This window comes from Chroococcidiopsis sp., assembly GCF_051657925.1.
Lineage (GTDB): Bacteria > Cyanobacteriota > Cyanobacteriia > Cyanobacteriales > Chroococcidiopsidaceae > Chroococcidiopsis.
On the sequence record NZ_JBOFLP010000304.1, the window covers coordinates 1 to 20,721 of the forward strand.

Here is a 20,721-nt window from a genome sequence, read left to right on the forward strand (position 1 = left end):
CTGCGGAGGGTAGGATTTCCCAATGGGAAGCCGCAGATAGCGCGAAGATGTTGTTCAAATTGCGAAACTTCACAAGCATCTAGGGTAAAGTGTCCAGAATTATGCGTGCGGGGAGCAATTTCATTGACCAATACCTTACCTTCTGAGGTGAGGAATAATTCGATCCCAAAGATACCAACAGCTTGTAAACTTTCTAAAAATGTGCGGGCGATCGCTTCGATGTCTCGAACTAATTCTGCACTAAGATCGGCAGGGGCAAATACCCGCCGACAAACTTGCTCTTGCTGCTGCGTCTCGACAATGGGATAAATTGCTATTTCGCCTGTGACGGAACGAGCTGCGATAACTGCCAATTCGCGATCGAAAGGGATAAATTCTTCTAATAGATACTGAGACTGTTTTTCTGGATGTTGAGATGCAGATAGTTTTTCTTGTAAAGTCTCCGCATCCTTAATAATAAAAGTCCCTTGTCCGTCATATCCGTGACGACGGGCTTTGAGTACGACGGGGAAAGTGGTGAGTGGTGCGCGATCGTTCTCCCCCAGTTTCCCTAGCTCTCTTATGTCTCCCTCAGCTCTCTTTCCCCTGCTCCCTGCTCCCTGCTCCCTACTCTCTGAGACATCCAAGGCGATAAACTTGGGGACAGGTAAACCAATTTGCTGTAAATAGCAGCGTTGCTTGTATTTATCGAGAATGTGAGATAAGACATCTAGCCTAGGACGAAAGCAGGCTCCTTGCTCGACTAAAGTTGATAAAGCGGTTAGGTTGACGAATTCATTTTCAAAAGTCACGATCTCGCAATCTTCAGCTAGGGCTTTTGTTGCTTCGGCATCGTCGATCGCGGCGATAATTGTTTCTGTGGCGATCGCCACTGCTGGATCGCTCTTATTTGGTGTTTGTACTACCAGTTCGATCCCTAACTTCTTGGCTCCATCAGCCATCATCCAAGCTAACTGTCCGCCACCAATAACACCGACACGCTTCATTGACACCCCAAAGATTCGCGAGTTGCAATACCTGTTTTTGAGTTAATCCCACTTGCTCGTTGGCACAATTCTTTTACCTGCGCCCCATCTAAAATCGCGTCGCTAAAATCTGCACCTGTAATATCAACACCAGTAAAGATAGTACGGAGTAAAAGGGCTTCTTGCAATACGGCATCGCTCAGATCGGCTCCAGTCATCTTTACCTGATCGACCATAGCAATACTCAAATCTGCACCGTGCAAGTTTGCCTGTGTCATCACTGAAGCACTCATAACCGCCCCGCGCAAGTCAGCATTAGTAAAATTAACCTGCTCCATATTGGCATTAGAAAACTCTGCGGCTCTTAAAATTTGTCTCGAAAAGTCTTTACCTGTCAGCTCTGCATTGCTGTAGGAAAGCGGCGGCGGATAATCTAAAGCTTGGGCAGGTAAAGTCCAAATCACGCATAGAGCGATCGCGATGCATAATCCTGCCAGTTGCCGCAAAAATACCATGTGAGATCTCAATGTTACTCTTTTCAGCTTATCGCATTCAATCTGAAAGGCAGGGGGTAGAAACTAGAGGGCAGAAGCCACAACCAATACTTTTCAGCTCGTTGCCTAAAATTAGCAAATCGAGAGTGGTAAATTTATCAACAGACAAATACCACTGTGGTATGTATTAAATAAGTACGAATATTATCTTGTCATTTCAGTAGAAACTACCATGGTACATTTCCTGTTGACTTGGCTCGTGACCGCAGTTTCTTTACTAATTACAGCAAACATAGTTAATGGCTTTATCGTCACGAACTTTGCCGCAGCTTTAATCGCCGCGGTTATTATTGGTTTAGTTAATGCTGTCATCAGACCGATTTTGATTGTGTTGACTCTACCCCTCACAATCTTGACTTTAGGATTATTTCTATTTGTAGTAAATGGTATTAGTATTTGGATTGCAGGAGCTTTGTCACCTGGTTTTACTGTCACGGGGTTGTTACCAGGTTTAATTGGTTCAATTGTACTGACGTTAGTTGCAGGCATCATTAATTTTTTAGTTGAGCGAGTCGTACAGAGCTAAATTGCAAAATCTTGAAGGTGAAGAAATTGAGAGCTATTGATTAGCTACCTGCATTCAAAGTTGCTCTCAAATACAAGAAATAACCTTAGCTTTCTACAGATACCTTCAAATTGAGATCTAAGACTTCAGTTACTCAATTTACCTGAAACTTTGAAAATTTCTCTAGCTAACTCACAGAAGCCTTGTCCTTCACTTGCTTTTGTGATGTAACTAGGTTGATAATTTAGCCGCTCGGCGTACTCTAACACATTTGCAACTCCGATAGAAAAGGGAAAATACTGAGGATTAAATAAACTCTCATCGTTAGGACTGTCGCCAACAGTTAATACCTGTTCTGGCAGACATTGAAAATAATCTTGTAAAACCTGCATTAAACCATTTGCTTTATCTTGATTGAGCGGCTTAATATGGCATTGAACGTTGCTGTAAGTGAAACCCCAACCTAATTCTTGACAAATACTACTGAGCCGGTCTAATTGTTCTACACTTAATCCTCGTACATCAAAAGTCCAATCAGTAATCCGAAAGCAATTGTCGCTGGACTCGCGAATTTGAGGAAAAAATTGTTGCAGTCTTTGAAAAACCGCTGCTAATTCTTGCCGATATTCTAGTCTATTGGAAATGGGTGTAAGCGCTATCGCCTCTTCATTTCTTACTGAATAAAACAAACCACCATTTTCCGCGATCGCCCCAGCAATTGGTAAATAATTGACTAATCCACTTACCCATCCAGCCGAACGTCCAGTCACAATTAAAACTTGGAGATCCGCCAGAGCCAACTTTTCAAACATCAGCAACAAATCTGACGTAAACTTCCCTTTCTGCGTCAGAGTTCCATCCATGTCAGTAGCAATTATTTTAATATTTTTTAGAAAATTGCCATCGATTTGTTCTAGCGGAGTAAAACCCATAATCAACCGATAACTCAAAAGTTTTTGATTCTAAGAAATTGTACTTTAAAAATATATAAGAATTCTTCTTAGCTTCCTTTACTTAACTTTCTCCACAAAAACACTTCGCGTTTTTGTGGCTTTGCGCGACATAAAAATCTTTTTCTTGACTCGCTTGCGAATTCTGCCAACAGAGGGAGGCAATAAAACACGAATAGCCAAGTTAATAGATACTAGTGATAGTTTACTTTCGGTATGGCTCCAACAGCACTGATTACAGGCGCATCCCAAGGAATCGGCGAAGCAACTGCTTTACTTTTTGCCAGCAAAGGTTACGATCTCGTGTTGGCTGCGCGACATAGAGATCGCCTCGCAGTCGTAGCGGAGGAGATCCAAAAACTAGATCGCCAAGCCTTGGTAGTCCCTACAGATGTTAGAGATCCAGACCAAGTAAAAAATCTGATCGACAAAGCACTAGAACATTATGGCGCAATTGATGTCCTCATCAACAATGCCGGAATATACGTCTCTGGTCCGGTAGAAAGCTTTTCCCTAGAAGAGTGGCATCATACAATCGATACCAACCTCTGTGGCTACGTTCATACAATCCACAGCGTTTTACCGCACATGCTGGCACGCAGACAAGGCGCGATCGTCAATATCAGTTCGATTGGGGGTAAAGTACCAATTCCTTACCTAGCTCCCTACACTGCCACTAAATTCGGCGTTGCTGGTATGACAGCAGCCATGCATTCAGAACTTAAGCCTAAAGGAATTCACGTCTGTGGCATTTATCCCAACATCATTAAAACCAGATTTACAGAACGGGCAATTTTTACAGGTCATGATGAAGCAGATGCCCAGTCGCGCCGACAACAGTTAGAAGAAATACTACATACCCCTTTTGTAGAAAAGCCGGAAGATGTAGCGAAAGCAATTTGGGAAGGAGTTAAACACCAACGGGCTGAAGTCGTGGTTGGTTCTGCTAATTTCGCTCAAGCCGCATACAGTGTGTTCCCTGGGGTCGTGCAATGGTTGTCTCGGCAAACATTTAAAAGGTAAGTCGTAGGGGCGGGGTTCGAGCAAAATTTTTAGACAAGGTTGCGAATCTATTTGCTAAACCCGCCCGTACAGAAGTTATTTTTCTTTCATTTTCTGCTTGAAAAATTCGTACATTTCTGGCAATCGCTTGTAAATAGCCGAGTTTTTGAGATATATTTTGTGGGGAACAGCAGGATAACCGGAAACAATGTCTTTCGGTTTAACGTTGTGATAAATTCCTGTTTTTGCAGAAGCGATCGCCCCATTTCCCATTTTGACTTCATTGGCAATTCCCACTTGTCCGCCGAGAATCACGCCATTTCCAAGTTCCACTCCTCCCGCCAAGCCAACTTGCGCCGCCATTGCACAGTTAGCACCAATTTTGCAACCGTGACCGATGTGTACCAGATTATCGAGTTTGGTATTGCGACCGATGCGGGTTTCTCCTACAGCAGGACGGTCGATCGTGCTGTTACATCCTACTTCTACGCCATCTTCTAGCACCACATTGCCAGACTGTTGCATTTTGAACCAACCAGTTGCTGTAGGCACGAAGCCAAACCCTTCTGCACCAATGACAACGCCGCTATGGATCGTGCAATCAGCGCCAATCCGACTGCGTTCTTGGATCGTACAGTTAGCGTGTAACACCGTGCGATCGCCAATTTCTACATCTGGATAAATCACGACATTAGGATGAATGCAAACGCGATCGCCAATTTTTCCACCAGCTTCGATAACAACATGCGCCCCAATTGCTACTTCCGCACCTAACTGTACCGAAGGATGAATCACAGCCGTAGGATGGATCGCTGGTTTGGGACGATAGGGCTGATAGAACAACGCCAGCGTCTGGGCAAACATCAATCTGGGTTGAGATGTAGAGATCCACGCAACTCCCCGTTGTTGCGCTCGCTCCTTTAAAGTTTCATCTTGAGGTAAAATCAAAGCGCTAGCGCCAGTTTCATGAATGTAAGCAGCAAATTTGTCTCCGTCAATGTAGCTGATATTTTCAGCCGTTGCCCGATCGACTGCGGCTACACCCGTAATTTCTGGATCGCAGTCTGGCTTGGCAACAAGGCTGTTATTGCTAGCCGCCTCACCCAATTTGCTGACAATTTCACTAAATTTCATCTTAATCTTTCCTCCTACTCCTGTACGGGCGCGCAGCTGCGCCCCTACCCTACTCCTCACTCCCCATCGCTTGTCCAGCCAACCATGCAGTTGTCCAGGCACTTTGAAAGTTGAAGCCTCCAGTTACGCCATCAATATCGAGGATTTCGCCAGCAAAGTAAAGTCCTGGAACGAGACGGCTTTGCATGGTTTTAAAGTCAACTTCTTTCAAATTGACCCCGCCACAGGTGACAAACTCTTCTTTGAAAGCTCCTTTGCCTTGGATGAGGTATTCAGCTTGAGCAATTTCTTGGATCAGGCGATCGATCTCCTTATTAGAGATTTCCGCCCAGCGATCTTCTGGCGCAATTTCCGCCCGTACAATTATGTATTGCCAGAGACGGTGCGGCAAAACATTCACGCCACGATAAGAGGCGATCGCTTTTTTTGGTTGTGCTGTTTTGACGGAGAGAATTTGCGATCGCAGCGTTTCCCGATCCAATTCTGGCAACCAGTTAACCAATAATTTCGCTTGATAATGACAGTCATGCAATGCCCTTGCCCCCCAAGCAGAAAGTTTGAGGACGGCGGGACCGCTTAAACCCCAATGGGTAATTAGCAACGCACCCGTTTGTTCTAATTTTGTCTTGCTATCCGTCAGCAATCGTAGATGCACGGGGTTCATACTCACCCCTGCCAACTCCCGCAAACTCTTATCCAAAACATTGAAAGTAAACAAAGACGGAACTGGCGGCTCGATCTGATGTCCGAGCGATCGCGCTATGCGATAACCCGCCATATTACTACCCGTCGCTAATAGCAGGCGATCGCATTCTATGACTTCACCTGATTTGAGTTCGACTTCAAACTTTGGGTGATTGGTAGTTGGTAGTTGGTAGTCGGTAGTTGACAAGTTGTGAGTTCTTCCCTGCTCCCTGCTTCCTGCTCCCTGCTCCCTTTTTCCACTGACAACTGACACAGCAGCCACTGGCGCGTTGTTCCGTATCTTTACACCCGCTTTTGCAGCTGCATGGATCAGACATTCGATGATGGTTTCGGAATTATCGGTGATGGGAAACATCCGCCCGTCTGCTTCAGTTTTTAACTGTACGCCGCGACGAGTAAACCAATCGACAGTATCTTGACTTTGAAACCGAGTAAATGCACCCCGCAAGGCTTTTCCACCTCTAGGGTAATTTTGGACTAGTGCAGCTGGGTCGAAACAAGCATGGGTGACATTACAGCGTCCCCCCCCAGAAATCAATACTTTTGTCAATGGTTGACGACCAGCTTCTAGTAAAGTGACTTGCGTATGGGGATGGTTTTCAGCACAGGCGATCGCGCTAAAAAAACCCGCCGCCCCACCGCCGATAACTATGACTTTCAATTGCAAGGTAATTGGTAATTAGTTAATGGTTAATGGTCAATAGTTAATGGTTAACTGCTATTAACTATTAACCATTAACTATGAACAAATTTAATGTCCCAGCAATTTATCCCGCAGATGCTTGATGCGATCGCGATATTTTGCTGCTTCTTCAAATTCTAGATTTTTTGCCGCTTCTTTCATCTGCGCTTCCAGTTGGGTAATCAATTCTGGAATCTGTTCTAAAGGTAAATCGCTGGCTTGTTCGTAAACAGTTTCTAATTCTTGGGCGTTTAAACGACGCGACACGGCTAAGAAGGATAAAATCGCGTTACTCGATTTTTTCACGATCTGCTGGGGCGTAATCCCGTGCTTTTCGTTATATTCAATTTGAATTGCCCGTCGTCGTTCTGTTTCCGAGATCGCCTTTGCCATGCTATCCGTGAGGTTATCGGCGTACAAAATCGCCTGTCCTCGCACGTTCCGGGCTGCCCTACCTATAGTTTGAATTAGCGATCGCTCTGCCCGCAAGAAACCTTCTTTATCTGCGTCTAAAATTGCCACTAGGGAGACTTCGGGTAAGTCCAATCCTTCCCGCAACAAGTTCACTCCTACCAAAACATCAAAACTACCTTCGCGCAAATCTTGCAAAATCTCGATTCGTTCGATCGAATTAATCTCGGAATGGAGGTAGCGGACGCGAATACCGTGGTCTTGAAGATATTCTGTCAAATCTTCTGCCATTCGCTTTGTTAGGGTTGTTACTAGCGTCCGTTCGCGCCGATCCACTCGCTGTTTAATTTCACCCAAAAGATCGTCAATTTGTCCTTCGGTAGGACGGACGAAAATTTCTGGATCGATTACACCTGTAGGACGAATCACTTGTTCTACTACTCGTCCCTCTGAAACTTCTAATTCCCAATTACCAGGAGTTGCGGAGACAAAGACGCACTGGTTCACCTTTGCCCAAAATTCTTCTGATTTTAACGGGCGGTTATCGGCGGCGCTGGGTAGGCGAAAGCCATGATCGATCAAGACTAACTTACGGGCGCGATCGCCGTTGTACATCCCCCGAATTTGAGGTACGGTGACGTGAGACTCGTCTACAACTAACAGCCAATCATTCGGGAAATAATCGATCAGACACTCTGGCGGTTCCCCTGCTTTTCTTCCCGCTAGGTGACGGGAATAGTTTTCTACACCATTGCAGTAGCCAACTTCGCGCAGCATTTCTAAGTCATAGCGCGTCCGCTGGTCGATCCGCTGTGCTTCTAGTAACTTATTCTCTGCTTCTAAAACAGCTTTGCGCTGTTTTAGTTCCGCCGCGATCGCCTCAAGTGCAAATTCTAACTGGTCTTCTGGAGTGACGAAGTGTCGCGCTGGATAGATATTCAACGCTTCCAAACTCTGAAGTATTTCCCCTGTCACCGGATCGACATATCGAATTGCGTCGATCTCGTCCCCAAAGAATTCTACTCTGACGATTCGGTCTTCGTAAGCAGGTCCAATTTCTAATACGTCACCCCGCACGCGGAATTTTCCCCGCCCCATTTCCAAATCGTTGCGGTTGTACTGTACGGATGCTAAGCTGCGTAAAATTTCCCGCTGATTCACTTCCATTCCCACTTGTAAGGGAATCGAGGCGCGGAGGTATTCGGCTGGCATTCCCAAACCGTAAATACAACTAATAGAAGCAACTACGATCGCGTCTCGCCGTTCAAATAGCGATCGCGTGGCAGAGTGACGCAGCATATCGATCTCGTCGTTGATCGAAGCGCTTTTTTCAATAAATGTATCGGTGACGGGGATGTATGCTTCTGGTTGGTAGTAATCGTAATAACTGACAAAGTACTCCACCGCATTGTTTGGGAAAAACTCTCGCAACTCATTACAAAGTTGGGCAGCAAGGGTTTTATTGTGAGCGAGTACCAGTGTTGGCTTGCCAATCTTTTCAATAACCGCAGCCATTGTAAACGTCTTACCGGTTCCCGTAGCTCCAAGTAAAGTTTGGTAACGATGTCCGGCTTGAATGGACTTTACAAGTTGAGCGATCGCCGGCGGTTGATCGCCTGTAGGTGCAAACGGCGCTTGAAGGCTAAATTGCATCATGAAGTAGGGAGTAGGGAGTAGGGAGTAGGGAGTAGGGTAAATTCAATTCACGATAAAATTCTTACCTGTTACCCCTTGCCTCTTACCTTCTACCACTGACAAATGACAAATGACATTTATATATCTTAACATATTTAAGTTTTTCTATGTTTATCCCGTTAAGATACCTATAACTATATAATCTTTTTTAACGTTAAACTCAGATAGCAGTAATTAACCGACGAACAGCACTCGGAATTTTCTCTGGCTATTTGCTATTTCTGGATAAAAACTTAGAGGTTTGCGATTATGACTAATGCCAGCAATGCTAGAACAAATGGTAGTGGTTCCACCAGCCGCAGATCGCGTGCCAAGAGTACCGAGTCTAAAGCTGAAAATCAAGTGGTGACTGGCGAGATCGAAAATTCTACTTTGAGTGTATCCGCCGATGGTAAGCCACTGGCTGGTAGTGTTGTCAACGTGGCAGGACTGCGCCCGATCGCCGCCAGCAGTTTAGTGGTGCGAGAAGAAGTGAACATGCATGGGATTCGCCCCATCATGGCTACCGATTTTGATACATTCGACACTGTTAACATCTCTGGTATTCGCCCGATTGAGGCAAATCATTTAGAGATTGTGGATACAATCAACTCAGCCGGATTGCGTCCGATTATGGCAGACCAGTTCAAATACTCCAACATTATTCCCTTAATGGGCGATCGCCCCATCGCCGAAGATGCATTCGATTTCTCCAACACATATGTATCTTCTGGAATGCGTCCAATTGCTTCTAATGAAATCGATAACTATCCATATTTAATGGGTTATATCGATTAAGAAATCAAAATACAATCGTGCCTTTATAAACCTAGTTGTGTTCAACAACTAGGTTTTTTGTTAGTAATTGGTAAGAGGAGTAAATTTTTCCTTAGTTGCAACTGCTCATGACAAGTTATGAAGTAGCGCGATCGATTCCAACATTCACGTTTTTGACTTTTATCTTTTAAATTTTGACTTAACTTAACATTTATCTCTTTCTTTTTACAGAGAACTCGAATCAGTCTTGTGGCAGAAGGCTAAAACTATTATTTTCATATAAATTGATCAGTGTAGAGTTAAAAGCTCTCCCAAGTTGGCAATCAACTGAGAAGCTAATTTGAATTAAAAAGGAGAAATAACATGAGCGCAGAAGATAGAGCAAAAGCTACTGCTAAAAATATTGAAGGAAAAGCCCAAGAAGCGCTAGGAAACGTTACAGGCGATCCTGAAGATAAAGCAGAAGGTAAAGCAAAACAAGCAGAAGGTCAAACACGTCATGCTGCTGAAGACGTAAAAGACGAAGTGAAGAAGAACCTCTAATCAAATTTTAGAAAATTGGGAAGGTAAAAATAAGAGAGGTTATGTAATTTTACCTTCCTCGTTTTTTTCAAAAACAGAATTGAAATCAATAATTTTAGGGAGGAAACGGAAGTGAATTTCATGCAGCACTTTCGTAGAGTTGCGATTGTTCTTTCAGCAATTTTCTTACTGACAACAACAGTTGCTTGTAGCAGCAGCGTACAAGCAAGGCAACCCAATGCAAATGTACCGACAGTTAGCCGCAGCGCCGACTACGGACAAATTGCCCGTGGAAATACACCAGTCGGGCAAGATTTCGGGACTTGGGTAACTCGCACGGGTAAAGGACTGGTTCAAGACGCATATGTAAGAGACAACAATAAGCTAGGCGTAGTTATTACCCCAGATGTTCGTCCGAACGAAGTGAAGCCATTAGCAAAATCTTTGGCACAAGGGTTTCATAAAAACTTCCCTAACCAGGACTTGACAGTTTTGATGTACGCTCCTGACAAAAAACTGATTTTGACAGCACAATACGATGTGCAAACAAATCAGATTCAGTACAAGTAATGTCATTTGTCATTTGTCATTTGTTAAGTTGCTAATGATTGATGCTAAGTGAACGGTTTAGAAAAAGGAGATTGGAATTATGACTAGCAGCGACAAATACAGAAGGGAAATCATGGGCGATCTAGCGCAAGGTAACACGGAAAACCTTGACGCATATCCCTCAAATAATCCAGAACAAGAGTACGAAAACTTTGACGATTTCGCTCAAAGATCGTCATACGATCAGCGCCGTCAAATGTTCGGTAACTCTCTACAGCACGAGCGCATTCCTCCAGCGCAAATGGAGCCAGAATTGCAAAAAGCGATCGCCCAAATTAAACCCAACGAACGGGATGATGTGGCGCGTGCTTTCTTCAAACATTTAAGCAAGAAAGGACTACACGATCGCGATTTAGAACAACAACTGGGACTTTCTACTCACAATCCCAATCGCATGAGCGCTGATGATGTGAGCAAATTGGCTGCTTATGCATATCACAACCATCCAGACATCTTTCAAGAAGTCATGGCGGAGCAACCAGCTATTATCAAGTTCCTTAGCAATCCCCTAGTAGCAGCTGTATTGGGTATCGCTGCGGCTAAGTGGCTAGGTAGTCATCGGAAATAGTATCTGCCCTTAGAGATGCAATAGAGCGATTCCGATCGTGATGCAATACCTGATGTAGGGGCGCACAACTGTACGCCCCTAGAGCTACCAACAGATAACGATGACATATCGTGTCTCTATGTAGGCGAGAGAGACATCTGAACTACTAGTTTTTCCCAGACTTTAATTGTCGATCGCAGAGGTTGAACTATGAATTGCATCACCCGATCTACCGTAGAATGAAACATTCTTAATCTGTGTTTGTTACACTCATATCCTGCTCGATCGCTACAATCGCGAAAAATATAAATGTCTTTTCCATTAGAATATAGACATTCATATTCTGGGTTCTCATCAAAATTTGAATAATATTTTACACACGTACAAGCTTTATCAATTTTACCTACAGATAGTCTAAATATTAGCCTTATTGTATTTTTGGCATAAGCTATATAATTATTGAGAATACAATTGAGATTCTGCCGCTCTTGGGGTAGAGATTTCACCTTTTCGTGTAAAAGTAATAGATGTAAATTTGCTGCGAGTGTAAAAGCTCCCAATCCTAGTAACCCTAAGCTTTGTGCTTGTTGAACTAAATCTTTAAGTGCATCATCTAAATCGCTTTGTAGAGATATTTCACAGCAATTTGCTACAGATGAAAACGATTGAATAAAATAGTTATCGAGTATTTCTTTCAGCAGCTCGGTTTGGGCTTCAAGTGTTGCGATCGCCTCTAAATCTGCTGGCTGTCTGACAATCGTACTAATATCATTAATAGTATTGTTTGTAATTTGTTGATAATCTAATTCTTGGAAGATAAACTGAAGCTGCTTCAAATCCTTTTGTTCTTCTACCAAAGCATCGGTGGTTTTCTCTAGAACCGATTGCCATGTAATTGCGAAAACATCAGTGGAATGAGGCTCGGAAGAACTGCGATCTCTAAAGTAGGTAGGGCGATCGCTTGACGTAACGTTGGCAAACTCTGGCGGCGGCATTTTACTAACTTCTACTTCCAGAGAATCGCCAATAGACACGATCTTGACATCTTGCATGATGTCTCCCACTAACTGTCGCTGCTTAGGGCTGAGTTTTTGCCAACTACTGCCCCAAAGCTTAGCAACTTTCTGATTTTGGATGTCGCGCTCGTTTTCTGAGGTCATAAGAAAACTCATGAGTCACAATTGTAGATGCAGCCTTGCAAAAATACAGCAGCGTTTCGATCGCCGATTAAAATTTTTGATAGGCAAACACGATCGTTCGGTCAAGGCTATTGCAATCCGATCGCGCTTGTTGGTTAAACTCTGTTGTTAAGCCCGTTAACATTGACAAGGATGCCACTAAGCAACAAACTATGAAAAATTCAGAGCATACAATTATGAGAATAGATATGCTTAAAGTAGTATATCTACTGAGCTAAAAAATGACTGTACGGTAGCGAACGTAGACTCAAGAAATGTCAACGGTCAATGAAGCGGCGAATTAAGCGACATCGTGCGTTAGACATATTAAGCGATGGAACTCATTTTTAACAACTTTGTAACACTCACAGGCAGTAGATTGCAGCAGTTGGCGATCGACAATGGCAATTTTGCCGCGGGAATAGCGAATCATTCCCGCTTGTTGTAAAGCTGTAGCTGCTACAGTCACTCCAGAACGACGGATACCCAACATTTGAGCGATAAATTCCTGAGTGAGTAACAATTGTTCGGCATCAACTCGATCTTCAACTGAGAGTAACCACCGAGCAAGGCGCTGTTCTATAGTGTGGCGACGATTACAAGCAGCTGTTTGAACAACTTGAGTAAACAAAGCTTGGGTATAAAGTAGTATCAAATGATAGAACGCTTCATGACGCTCGAACTCAGCTTTGAAGCGATCGGCTGCAATCCTTATCGCACTACCGGGAATCTGGACGAACGCCTGAGTTGTGGCGCTATTACCTCCCCAGCAGACAGGTAAGCCCACCATACCATCTTTTCCGACTATCCCTACTTCTATAGTCGCTCCGTCTTCCATGAGCGATACCATAGAGACTAAAGCCTGAGTGGGAAAATAAACATATTCGATTAGCTCGTTAATTTCATGCAAAATCTGCCGATGAGATAAGCAAACAACTTCTAAGTGAGGCAGTAGGCGCTGGTATTCCTCCGTCGGCAAAGCAGCCAACAATTGATTTCTTCGATAAAGCTCGTTAGCTTCAGAATCCGACACGTAAAGCTTCCTCCATCGAGTTGACTGAAATATTTGGCGTAACTTGCTTTAATAAAGCAAGACAACTCTTGACAGCACTCCAGTGTTAGTTCTGAAGATGCCAGCACTGTCTGCCTATCGAGCGTCGCCAGAAAATTAAAATGAGGGGAGAATCTGGAAATAGTTGAGCTATTTACTACTAGCTTGCCTCTGCCAAGAAATAGCATTGACACAGTAGCCAATATCGAATGTGAAGAGTGAAGATTTGGTGTTGAATTGGAGCGATAAATCGATAATATTTTGACTTCATGCAATCGAGGTGACAGGCATAGCTCAGCTTTTCACCTCAAAATCGTACACAAAGCTGACAAAAACCAAAGTACGATACCGTACATACACGGCTTGTTATACTGATTTTGTAGGTATTCTTAAGCAGGAGTTAAGATTTACCTCTTGGCGGGAAATACAATTAGTAAAAACACTTCCCCGTCCCATGTCACACTCTTTCCTTATAAAGAAATAAATGGCTAGGGACATCTGCTAATGAGTGGATCTGAACTCGATCGAAAAGTTAATCAAAAGGATCTAAACAATCGCTTACTATCTGCTTTATCTCAAGAAGCCTATTGCAGCCTCCAATCTGATCTCGAAATTGTTTCTTTGGCATTCAAGCAGGTTTTGTTTCAGCCACAAGAGCGAATACCTTATGTCTATTTTCCAACTAGTTGTTTGGTTTCCCTCTTAACTGTCATGACAGACGGTACTGCCGTAGAGGTAGGTGTTGTAGGTAACGATGGCATGGCAGGGATTCCCTTATTTTTGGGAACCGATATATCCAGCTTGAGGGCAGTTGTCCAAATTCCAGGGGAAGCAATACGGCTGAGAGCCGATGTCTTCAAGCAAGCGATCGCTCAAGTCGATACTCTATCGCTCTGGATACAACGGTATATCAATCTGCTCCTAATCCAAATTGCTCAAACATCTGCCTGTAACAGCCGCCATCCCGTCGAACAACGATGCTGTCGTTGGTTGCTGATGATGCACGATAGTGCCAGAGACGATAAATTTGAATTGACCCAAGAGTTTTTAGCTCAAATGCTTTGCGTGCGCCGCGCTAGCGTGACAGAGGTGGCATTAAAACTGCAAAAAATAGGGTTACTTCAATATAATCGCGGTAAGATGACAATTTGCGATCGCCAAGGTTTAGAAGCGACAGCCTGCGAGTGTTACAGTTTGCTACGAGCAGAACGCGATCGCTTGTTTAGTTGACGGTTCGCAATTGCAATTCAATACTAAGCGATTAAAAAACAGAAGAAACCCGCACAGGCGGGTTTTCCTAACCTTAGTTTTCTTAACCTGAGTTTTGTTCAAATTCGTGCCAGCTCGCGTTAGATAGTTTTGCGATCGCCAAGTCTTAGTACCGGATGTTAAACCTATCTACTAATTCCCACCAGATACGGTGGACTTATCGTGTACTGCGGTATCTTCTGGTTTCTGATACCACTTACCATCTTCCCCTTGTTCGTATTCTTGGCTAACGCTGTTCCAAGCAACATTCGTTGCAGCGTCTTCACTCATCCCATCTGACTGTGCGGCATTAAATGCGGCTAAAAAGATCTGCTGTCCGTGTTGGGGTAACTTTTCTGTAATTTCTGCCGGTAATTCTTCTACTTTGTTGTAAGCCACGATCTAGTTTCCCTTACTTTCATTATTATTTCAATCCTAGATAGGAAATAGAGAGGCTTCCTCTTTCCACAAGCATAAATACAACAGCAGGTAGTTTTTTCAATCGAGTATTCTAAATTACCACACTAATTATCTAGAAGTATTTTTTCGATATTTCTTTCGTGAGATAGAGGGATCTAGTATGGGAATTCAGCAATCAGAAGTCAGAAATCAGAAGTTAAAAAACGAGCGAAAAATGACTTTTGTCACTGTAAAGCTTAAGCAAACGAGCAAGAGCTTTTCCAGGCGAGACGGAGTAAGGAACGATATTCTTTCTCGCTGACTGTGTAAGCCCCAAACCTTGCTAAGTGAGGGTTCATAATTTGAGCGTCGAAGAAAACAAAGTGGCGATCGCGCAATCTTTCAACTAACTTTACCATTGCGACTTTAGAAGCTTCGGGGATGCAATAAAACATTGATTCACCGATAAAAGCACCGCCAATCGCAATTCCTAAAATTCCTCCTGCTAATTCATCTCCTTGCCAAGTTTCAAAACTATAAGCATAACCAGATTGATAGAGCAACCAGTAAATTTCTTTTAATTGAGAGGAAATCCAAGTTGTTTGGCGGTTAGCACATCCAGCTACTACAGCTTTGAAATCGCGGTTAATGGCAACAGTAAAACGGTTAGAATTTAAAACTCGCCGTAAAGACTTAGGATAATGAAATCTTTCATCCAAGGGAATGAAAGTGCGATCGCCGCAAGAATACCAACTCAAATTTTCACCTGTTTCGTCAGCCATCAGGAAATAGCCCTGGGCATATCCCTCTACGATTGCAGACACATCATATTTGGTCATTGGTCATTAGTCATTGGTCATTTGTGAGTAGCGAGCATAGAATAATATACTAAACTCTATTACCCCCAGCCCTTGACCCCTAGCTCCTCATCATGGCTGAACCGATTCCGCCAGTCACATTGCCACCAGCTAAAGATCCTCTACAAGAGGGGGAATGGTTGCGAGCAGCCCTGCAACAATGGCTCGATACAGAATTTCTGCCAGAGCCAGCTAATCAACAAATATCTCGCCGCGCGGCTCAAATATTCGTCCGGCAGCGAATGGAGGGAGAGAACGATCTAGGTTCACTAGCGATCGCGATCGTCACAGAAATGCAAGAATTTGATTTTTCTAAAAGCTTTTACAGCGAATTTGCTGTTGCTAATGCAGTCAGCGATCTGCTCCTAGATAGCTTGGGCATCGATCGCTGTTGCGGTCAATAAAACCTACCAGCTCGACTTAACGACTCCTGGTAATAGCCCTTCGTGCGCCCACTCTCTCAACACGTTCCGAGACAGCCCAAAGTCTCTGTAATACCCTCTAGGACGACCCGTAACCCAGCAACGATTGTGGAGGCGGGTGCGAGAGCTACTGCGAGGTAAGCGTTGAATTTGCCGATGGATTTCTAGTCTCTCGACTTGAGATTCGGCATTGTGAAAATCCTCAAGTAATGCCTCACGTTTGTCAGCATACTTTGCAACTATCTTTTGGCGCTTTTTCTCGCGCTCGATCATGCTCTTTTTAGCCATAAATGCTGAAAGCTATTGTTCCCTAAAGACACCGTTTTCCATTGTATCTTATCAGTTATCAGTTATCAGTGAATAGGGAGCAGGGAGCAGGGAGCAGGGAGCAGGGGGAATTACTTGCGACTAGCGAAAGAGCGACTTGCGATTTGATTTGATAGTTGCTCCCTCAGCTCTCTTTCCCGACTCCCGACTCCCGATTCCCAACTCCCGACTCTCTTACAGGTGGAATCTCCTCCAATAAGGGTAAGTTGGCTGAGGGACACAAATCGGAGAGCAAACATGCTTGACATGTAGGATTGCGTGCTTTGCAAATAGCTCGTCCGTGATAAATAATCCGAATTGAAAAGTTTTCCCAGTCATCTGAGGGGAGCAACCGAATCAAATCGCGCTCGATGTGAATGGGATCTGTATTTTTCGTCAATCCTAAACGATAGCTCAAGCGTTTGACGTGGGTATCTACCGTGACTCCAGCATTAATTCCAAAGGCATGAGCCAGCACCACATTTGCCGTTTTTCGCGCCACTCCTGGCAAGCGTAGGAGCTGTTCCATGCTGGGAGGGACTTTTCCTCCATATTCTGCTACCAAGATCCGGCAGGCGGCTTGAATGTTCTTAGCTTTGTTGCGATAGAACCCTGTCGAACGGATGAGATTTTCAATCTCAACTGGTTCCGCCTTAGCTAGTGCTTCAGCATCGGGAAACTGCCCGAATAAAGCAGGCGTGACTAAGTTCACGCGCTCGTCCGTACACTGAGCTGAAAGTATAGTTGCAACTAGAAGCTGAACAGGCGTTGCATAATTGAGCGTACAAGGGGCATTGGGGTACAGCCGCTTCAAGCGCACTAGAATTTCCAATGCCCGTTGTTTTTTCGATGCCCACTTCCGAGTTATGTTCACTGAAAGAACTTTTGCACCCAAGGTAGGTTAGCAGTATCGCGCACGATCAGGAAAATTCCCAATCCTAACAATAGCATTAGCCCTGTTTGCATTACCCCGTCTTGAATACGAGTCGGTAGGGGCTTACCGCGCAGTCCTTCCACAAACAAGAACGCCAATTGACCACCATCTAGAGCTGGTAGAGGCAAGATGTTGATGATAGCAAGGTTGATGCTGATTAAAGCAGCAAATTGAAGTAAATTAGCTGGATTCGATTGGGCAATATTTGCGCCAAATTCTACAATTTTGACTGGTCCTGCAACTTGGTTAGCAGTTTGGCTGAAGTTGCTAATCAGTTGGACGAATCCCTGACCCGTGAGGACGACAATTTTTTGGAATTCGTTTGCTCCCAGGTTGAAAGCTTGCAGAATATTTGCAGCACGGCGAGTTTCTAGTTTACCGTTGGGGTTGAGTTGAACGCCAATCCGTCCTTGACCTTCAGGGCTGCGTTCTGGCGTAATAGTTAAATCTAGAGTTCGATCGCCCCGTTGAAGTTGTAGTTCTAAAGGTTGGTTGGGATGGGTTGCGATCGTCTGCTTAACGTATTCCAAAGTCCCAGGAACAGCCTCTAATCGCTTTCCCTCGATCGCTAAAATTACATCTCCTGGTTGAATGCCAGCCTTAGCAGCCACAGAACTAACATCTGTAGCCACCACAGGGACGAGTACCCCAGGTTCGGGGACGAATTTTTGCACGCCTACAGTTCCTACTTGAGTCACCAAAAGCAAGTAGGCAAAAATTAAGTTGGCAATTACCCCAGCACTAATGACAATTGCGCGATCGAGAATCGGGCGATTGCGTAAAAGATTGGGGTCATTAGGAGGAATTGTACTATCGGGATCGTCGTCAGGAAATCCCACGAAACCACCTAAAGGAAAAGCACGAACCGCATATTCGGTTTCCGGTCCCTGATATTTCCACAAAATCGGTCCAAAGCCCAAGGAAAAACGATTGACATGAATACCCTGTGACCGTGCGGCTATAAAGTGTCCTAGCTCGTGTACCAAAATTAAAACGGCTAAGACTGCGATCGCTGCCAAAACTGACATAGAATCAATTCTCGATAAATTTAGCTACATATTTCTTCATTCTACTGATTAGAGAGCGGGGAGCAGGGAGCAGGGAGCAGGGGAATTTCAACTTACAACTTACGACTTACAACTTGTGACTTGAATTGTCCCCCTTGTCTCTAGATTCCCTCACTCTTCGCTCCTCACTCCTTCCCAATGACTTCTCGCCTTAAGTAAGGTTGCAACACCTCCGGTACTTTTACCGTGCCATCTGGCTGCTGGTAATTTTCTAAAATTGCTGCCATTGTCCGACCTACAGCTAAGCCGGAACCGTTGAGAGTGTGGACGTACTGGGTTCCTTTTTTGCCTGCTTCCTTAAACCGAATGCTCCCCCTGCGAGCTTGAAAATCAGTGCAGTTGGAACAACTAGAAATTTCTCGATATTTTTCCGATGAGGGTAGCCACACTTCTAAGTCATAGGTTTTTGTAGACGAAAAACCGAGATCGCCCGTACACAGTTCTAGTACTCTATAAGGCAGTTGTAATGCCTGTAAGATCGCTTCTGCGTCGTGCAATAGTTTTTGATGCTCTTGTTCCGAGGTGTCGGGATGAACGAATTTGAATAATTCGACTTTATTAAATTGGTGCAGTCGAATTAGTCCTCGCGTATCTCTACCGTAGCTACCAGCTTCACGGCGAAAACACGGTGTATGAGCGCAATAATAAATTGGCAAATCTTCGGCTGCTAAAATTTCTCCTCGATATAAATTCGCGATCGGAACTTCGGCTGTGGGACTGAGCCACAGATCGTCATTGGCGCACTTAAAGCTTTCTTCGGCAAATTTGGGTAGTTGACCGGAGGCTGTGAGGGATTGAGAATTAATCAAAAAGGGTGGGATAATTTCTACATAACCTACTGCGGTTTGGCGATCGAGCATGAATTGAATTAACGCTCTTTCCAACTGCGCCCCAACACCAATTAAACTGACAAAACGGCTTTGGGCTATTTTTGTCGATCGCTCGAAATTGAGTAGACCTAACTTTTCACCAATTTCCCAATGAGGCAGAATATTCGCGTTTTGGGGCAGATACTCATCGCCCCAACGCCGCACTTCAATGTTTTCTGCTTCGTTTTTGCCAATCGGAGTAGAATCGCCTGGTAAGTTGGGAATTGTTAGCAAGAAAGTTTCGATTTGTTCTTTTAGCTCTCTTTCTTGCGGTTCGAGTTCGCTCAACTGAGTTTTGATCGTGTTGCCTTCTTCTCGCAAATCTTGCACTTCTGGAGAGTCAGGACTGCTACCAGATTTAATTTTTTGTCCGACGAGTTTACCAATTTCGTTACTACGGGCTTGGAGTTGCGATCGCGCTTGTTCTAAGTCCCGCTGTTGGCGGTCTAACTCCAGCAATGGTTGCAAGTCATAGTCACCACGACGCTGCAACCGTTCTTGCACGGCTTGGGGATTTTCTCTAATTTGCTTGATATCCAGCACGGATCTGTTTAGCTTCTTCTAGTTCTGGTTACAACACTATCACGAGCGGTCATCGGTCAAGAGTCATTGGTCAAGAGTCATTGGTCAAGAGTCATTGGTCAAGAGTCATTTGTTGACTGACAGATGTTCACTGGTCATTGGTCATTGGTCACTGATTACTGCTCGTGCGCTCCCTCAACTCCGATTAATCCGATTGAGTAGCCATAAAGCGCTGGATAAACCTAGAAAGTGAGCAAAAATGGTGTTCGTGTTTGCTTGAACTGCTAATATGTCCAATCCACCGATGATCCGATTGGGATCGAATATTCCAGTTGCGATCGCCTGGGGTGATATGGCTCTAGCAAATAGAGTCCCAATAATCGCATAAGCTCCAAACAGGCTCAAGAGCATTCCTACCAAGTTAACGACTAAAGCAAATTTGATCACTTGAATCGTATAAATTTTGCGCGGACGGTTAGCAGGATTAGATGACCGGAGTTGTCTGCCTAGTCTGGTGTATCGAAAAGCACAGTAGATGCTCATGCCAAGGGCAATCAATCCGCAGACAGCGAGAAAAATACCAAATCCAGTCCCAGGATTGTTACTAGGACTACCAGTTCGCTGACTGAATACGGCAAATAGCAACAAAACTATGGCAGAAACAACACCCAAAACGATCTGCGACCAAAAGCCAATCCAACCAGTCAGCCGAAACTGGTTAGCAATGGACTCAAGCGATGCCGGAGGAGGCTTCGTACCCGACTTATCAAACATATTTATCTCCAGTTTGCATTTATTAAACACATACTTATCACTCTTAAAATAGAATTC

The 20,721-nt window shown here is 44.3% G+C and carries 23 protein-coding genes; 8 read left to right on the forward strand and 15 right to left on the reverse strand.

Going from position 1 to position 20,721, the window contains the following annotated elements; genetic code table 11:
- Positions 1–986: 5-(carboxyamino)imidazole ribonucleotide synthase (locus ACRC32_RS24615; protein ID WP_438556437.1), on the reverse strand; the 986-nt coding region annotated here is incomplete at its 3' end.
- Complete coding sequence (locus ACRC32_RS24620) at positions 983–1,480, reverse strand: pentapeptide repeat-containing protein (RefSeq protein ID WP_438556469.1); 498 nt, start codon at positions 1,478–1,480, stop codon at positions 983–985. The genes ACRC32_RS24615 and ACRC32_RS24620, both read right to left, overlap by 4 nt.
- A gap of 211 nt (positions 1,481–1,691) precedes the next feature.
- On the opposite strand from ACRC32_RS24620, the gene ACRC32_RS24625 reads away from it, so the two are divergent.
- Positions 1,692–2,045 carry a phage holin family protein gene (locus tag ACRC32_RS24625; protein WP_438556438.1) on the forward strand — a complete coding sequence of 118 codons (354 nt, stop codon included), beginning with the start codon at positions 1,692–1,694 and terminating at the stop codon, positions 2,043–2,045.
- Between the two features lie 125 nt (positions 2,046–2,170).
- Here the strand turns inward: ACRC32_RS24625 and ACRC32_RS24630 are convergent, their stop codons facing one another.
- Positions 2,171–2,956, reverse strand: a complete 786-nt coding sequence (locus ACRC32_RS24630) for an HAD family hydrolase (RefSeq protein WP_438556439.1) — start codon at positions 2,954–2,956, stop codon at positions 2,171–2,173.
- Positions 2,957–3,190: 234 nt separating this feature from the next.
- Between ACRC32_RS24630 and ACRC32_RS24635 the strand changes: the two genes are divergently transcribed.
- On the forward strand, positions 3,191–3,997 hold the full coding sequence (locus ACRC32_RS24635) for an SDR family NAD(P)-dependent oxidoreductase (protein ID WP_438556440.1): 807 nt from the start codon (positions 3,191–3,193) through the stop codon (positions 3,995–3,997).
- 75 nt (positions 3,998–4,072) lie between these two features.
- On the opposite strand, the gene lpxD is transcribed toward ACRC32_RS24635, so the two are convergent.
- The 3 genes from lpxD to uvrB all read right to left on the reverse strand — a co-directional run bounded on the left by lpxD (position 4,073) and on the right by uvrB (position 8,564).
- Entirely contained in the window at positions 4,073–5,110 is a 1,038-nt protein-coding gene (gene lpxD, locus ACRC32_RS24640) for a UDP-3-O-(3-hydroxymyristoyl)glucosamine N-acyltransferase (protein WP_438556441.1), read from the reverse strand.
- A 49-nt stretch (positions 5,111–5,159) separates the two neighbouring features.
- Positions 5,160–6,482, reverse strand: coding sequence for an NAD(P)/FAD-dependent oxidoreductase (locus tag ACRC32_RS24645; protein WP_438556442.1), 1,323 nt, complete (start codon positions 6,480–6,482; stop codon positions 5,160–5,162).
- Positions 6,483–6,566: 84 nt separating this feature from the next.
- A complete protein-coding gene (gene uvrB / locus ACRC32_RS24650) occupies positions 6,567–8,564 on the reverse strand; it encodes an excinuclease ABC subunit UvrB (protein ID WP_438556443.1) in 1,998 nt (665 codons plus the stop codon).
- 288 nt (positions 8,565–8,852) lie between these two features.
- On the opposite strand from uvrB, the gene ACRC32_RS24655 reads away from it, so the two are divergent.
- The 4 genes from ACRC32_RS24655 (at position 8,853) to ACRC32_RS24670 (ending at position 11,058) form a co-directional block, all read left to right on the forward strand.
- Positions 8,853–9,380, forward strand: a complete 528-nt coding sequence (locus tag ACRC32_RS24655; RefSeq protein ID WP_438556444.1) for a hypothetical protein — start codon at positions 8,853–8,855, stop codon at positions 9,378–9,380.
- A 342-nt stretch (positions 9,381–9,722) separates the two neighbouring features.
- On the forward strand, positions 9,723–9,902 hold the full coding sequence (locus ACRC32_RS24660) for a CsbD family protein (protein ID WP_438556445.1): 180 nt from the start codon (positions 9,723–9,725) through the stop codon (positions 9,900–9,902).
- Positions 9,903–10,022: 120 nt separating this feature from the next.
- Complete coding sequence (locus tag ACRC32_RS24665; protein ID WP_438556470.1) at positions 10,023–10,451, forward strand: hypothetical protein; 429 nt, start codon at positions 10,023–10,025, stop codon at positions 10,449–10,451.
- 79 nt (positions 10,452–10,530) lie between these two features.
- Positions 10,531–11,058, forward strand: a complete 528-nt coding sequence (locus ACRC32_RS24670; protein WP_438556446.1) for a hypothetical protein — start codon at positions 10,531–10,533, stop codon at positions 11,056–11,058.
- Between the two features lie 116 nt (positions 11,059–11,174).
- On the opposite strand, the gene ACRC32_RS24675 is transcribed toward ACRC32_RS24670, so the two are convergent.
- Together ACRC32_RS24675 and ACRC32_RS24680 are read right to left on the reverse strand one after the other, a co-directional pair.
- On the reverse strand, positions 11,175–12,209 hold the full coding sequence (locus ACRC32_RS24675; protein WP_438556447.1) for a hypothetical protein: 1,035 nt from the start codon (positions 12,207–12,209) through the stop codon (positions 11,175–11,177).
- Positions 12,210–12,516: 307 nt separating this feature from the next.
- Positions 12,517–13,248, reverse strand: a complete 732-nt coding sequence (locus ACRC32_RS24680) for a Crp/Fnr family transcriptional regulator (RefSeq protein WP_438556448.1) — start codon at positions 13,246–13,248, stop codon at positions 12,517–12,519.
- A 522-nt stretch (positions 13,249–13,770) separates the two neighbouring features.
- On the opposite strand from ACRC32_RS24680, the gene ACRC32_RS24685 reads away from it, so the two are divergent.
- Positions 13,771–14,496: a Crp/Fnr family transcriptional regulator gene (locus tag ACRC32_RS24685; RefSeq protein ID WP_438556449.1), complete on the forward strand. Its 726-nt coding sequence runs from the start codon at positions 13,771–13,773 to the stop codon at positions 14,494–14,496.
- 171 nt (positions 14,497–14,667) lie between these two features.
- Here ACRC32_RS24685 and ACRC32_RS24690 read toward each other — a convergent pair whose 3' ends face one another.
- Positions 14,668–14,913 (reverse strand): ChaB family protein, encoded by a 246-nt coding sequence (locus ACRC32_RS24690; RefSeq protein ID WP_039716036.1) that lies wholly within the window; start codon positions 14,911–14,913, stop codon positions 14,668–14,670.
- Positions 14,914–15,170: 257 nt separating this feature from the next.
- Positions 15,171–15,752 (reverse strand): leucyl/phenylalanyl-tRNA--protein transferase, encoded by a 582-nt coding sequence (aat, locus tag ACRC32_RS24695; protein WP_438556450.1) that lies wholly within the window; start codon positions 15,750–15,752, stop codon positions 15,171–15,173.
- 92 nt (positions 15,753–15,844) lie between these two features.
- Between aat and ACRC32_RS24700 the strand changes: the two genes are divergently transcribed.
- On the forward strand, positions 15,845–16,174 hold the full coding sequence (locus ACRC32_RS24700; RefSeq protein ID WP_015153567.1) for a hypothetical protein: 330 nt from the start codon (positions 15,845–15,847) through the stop codon (positions 16,172–16,174).
- 3 nt (positions 16,175–16,177) lie between these two features.
- Here ACRC32_RS24700 and rpsN read toward each other — a convergent pair whose 3' ends face one another.
- From rpsN to ACRC32_RS24725, 5 genes are all read right to left on the reverse strand, one after another.
- Positions 16,178–16,480 (reverse strand): 30S ribosomal protein S14, encoded by a 303-nt coding sequence (gene rpsN / locus ACRC32_RS24705; RefSeq protein WP_438556451.1) that lies wholly within the window; start codon positions 16,478–16,480, stop codon positions 16,178–16,180.
- A 163-nt stretch (positions 16,481–16,643) separates the two neighbouring features.
- Complete coding sequence (gene nth, locus ACRC32_RS24710) at positions 16,644–17,372, reverse strand: endonuclease III (protein WP_438556452.1); 729 nt, start codon at positions 17,370–17,372, stop codon at positions 16,644–16,646.
- Positions 17,369–18,460 (reverse strand): RIP metalloprotease RseP, encoded by a 1,092-nt coding sequence (gene rseP / locus ACRC32_RS24715; RefSeq protein ID WP_438556453.1) that lies wholly within the window; start codon positions 18,458–18,460, stop codon positions 17,369–17,371. Before rseP ends, nth begins: the two co-directional genes overlap by 4 nt.
- 164 nt (positions 18,461–18,624) lie before the next feature.
- Positions 18,625–19,911, reverse strand: coding sequence for a serine--tRNA ligase (gene serS / locus ACRC32_RS24720; protein WP_438556454.1), 1,287 nt, complete (start codon positions 19,909–19,911; stop codon positions 18,625–18,627).
- Positions 19,912–20,085: 174 nt separating this feature from the next.
- Positions 20,086–20,664, reverse strand: a complete 579-nt coding sequence (locus ACRC32_RS24725; RefSeq protein WP_438556455.1) for a DUF3611 family protein — start codon at positions 20,662–20,664, stop codon at positions 20,086–20,088.
- Positions 20,665–20,721 lie beyond the last annotated feature (57 nt).

Bases quoted from the DNA above. Each gene is read 5' to 3' on its own strand.
- ACRC32_RS24620 (WP_438556469.1), bottom strand. From the start codon at position 1,480: ATGGTATTTTTGCGGCAACTGGCAGGATTATGCATCGCGATCGCTCTA.
- ACRC32_RS24625 (WP_438556438.1), top strand. From the start codon at position 1,692: ATGGTACATTTCCTGTTGACTTGGCTCGTGACCGCAGTTTCTTTACTA.
- ACRC32_RS24630 (WP_438556439.1), bottom strand. From the start codon at position 2,956: ATGGGTTTTACTCCGCTAGAACAAATCGATGGCAATTTTCTAAAAAAT.
- ACRC32_RS24635 (WP_438556440.1), top strand. From the start codon at position 3,191: ATGGCTCCAACAGCACTGATTACAGGCGCATCCCAAGGAATCGGCGAA.
- lpxD (WP_438556441.1), bottom strand. From the start codon at position 5,110: ATGAAATTTAGTGAAATTGTCAGCAAATTGGGTGAGGCGGCTAGCAAT.
- uvrB (WP_438556443.1), bottom strand. From the start codon at position 8,564: ATGATGCAATTTAGCCTTCAAGCGCCGTTTGCACCTACAGGCGATCAA.
- ACRC32_RS24655 (WP_438556444.1), top strand. From the start codon at position 8,853: ATGACTAATGCCAGCAATGCTAGAACAAATGGTAGTGGTTCCACCAGC.
- ACRC32_RS24660 (WP_438556445.1), top strand. From the start codon at position 9,723: ATGAGCGCAGAAGATAGAGCAAAAGCTACTGCTAAAAATATTGAAGGA.
- ACRC32_RS24665 (WP_438556470.1), top strand. From the start codon at position 10,023: ATGCAGCACTTTCGTAGAGTTGCGATTGTTCTTTCAGCAATTTTCTTA.
- ACRC32_RS24670 (WP_438556446.1), top strand. From the start codon at position 10,531: ATGACTAGCAGCGACAAATACAGAAGGGAAATCATGGGCGATCTAGCG.
- ACRC32_RS24675 (WP_438556447.1), bottom strand. From the start codon at position 12,209: ATGAGTTTTCTTATGACCTCAGAAAACGAGCGCGACATCCAAAATCAG.
- ACRC32_RS24685 (WP_438556449.1), top strand. From the start codon at position 13,771: ATGAGTGGATCTGAACTCGATCGAAAAGTTAATCAAAAGGATCTAAAC.
- aat (WP_438556450.1), bottom strand. From the start codon at position 15,752: ATGACCAAATATGATGTGTCTGCAATCGTAGAGGGATATGCCCAGGGC.
- ACRC32_RS24700 (WP_015153567.1), top strand. From the start codon at position 15,845: ATGGCTGAACCGATTCCGCCAGTCACATTGCCACCAGCTAAAGATCCT.
- rpsN (WP_438556451.1), bottom strand. From the start codon at position 16,480: ATGGCTAAAAAGAGCATGATCGAGCGCGAGAAAAAGCGCCAAAAGATA.
- rseP (WP_438556453.1), bottom strand. From the start codon at position 18,460: ATGTCAGTTTTGGCAGCGATCGCAGTCTTAGCCGTTTTAATTTTGGTA.
- ACRC32_RS24725 (WP_438556455.1), bottom strand. From the start codon at position 20,664: ATGTTTGATAAGTCGGGTACGAAGCCTCCTCCGGCATCGCTTGAGTCC.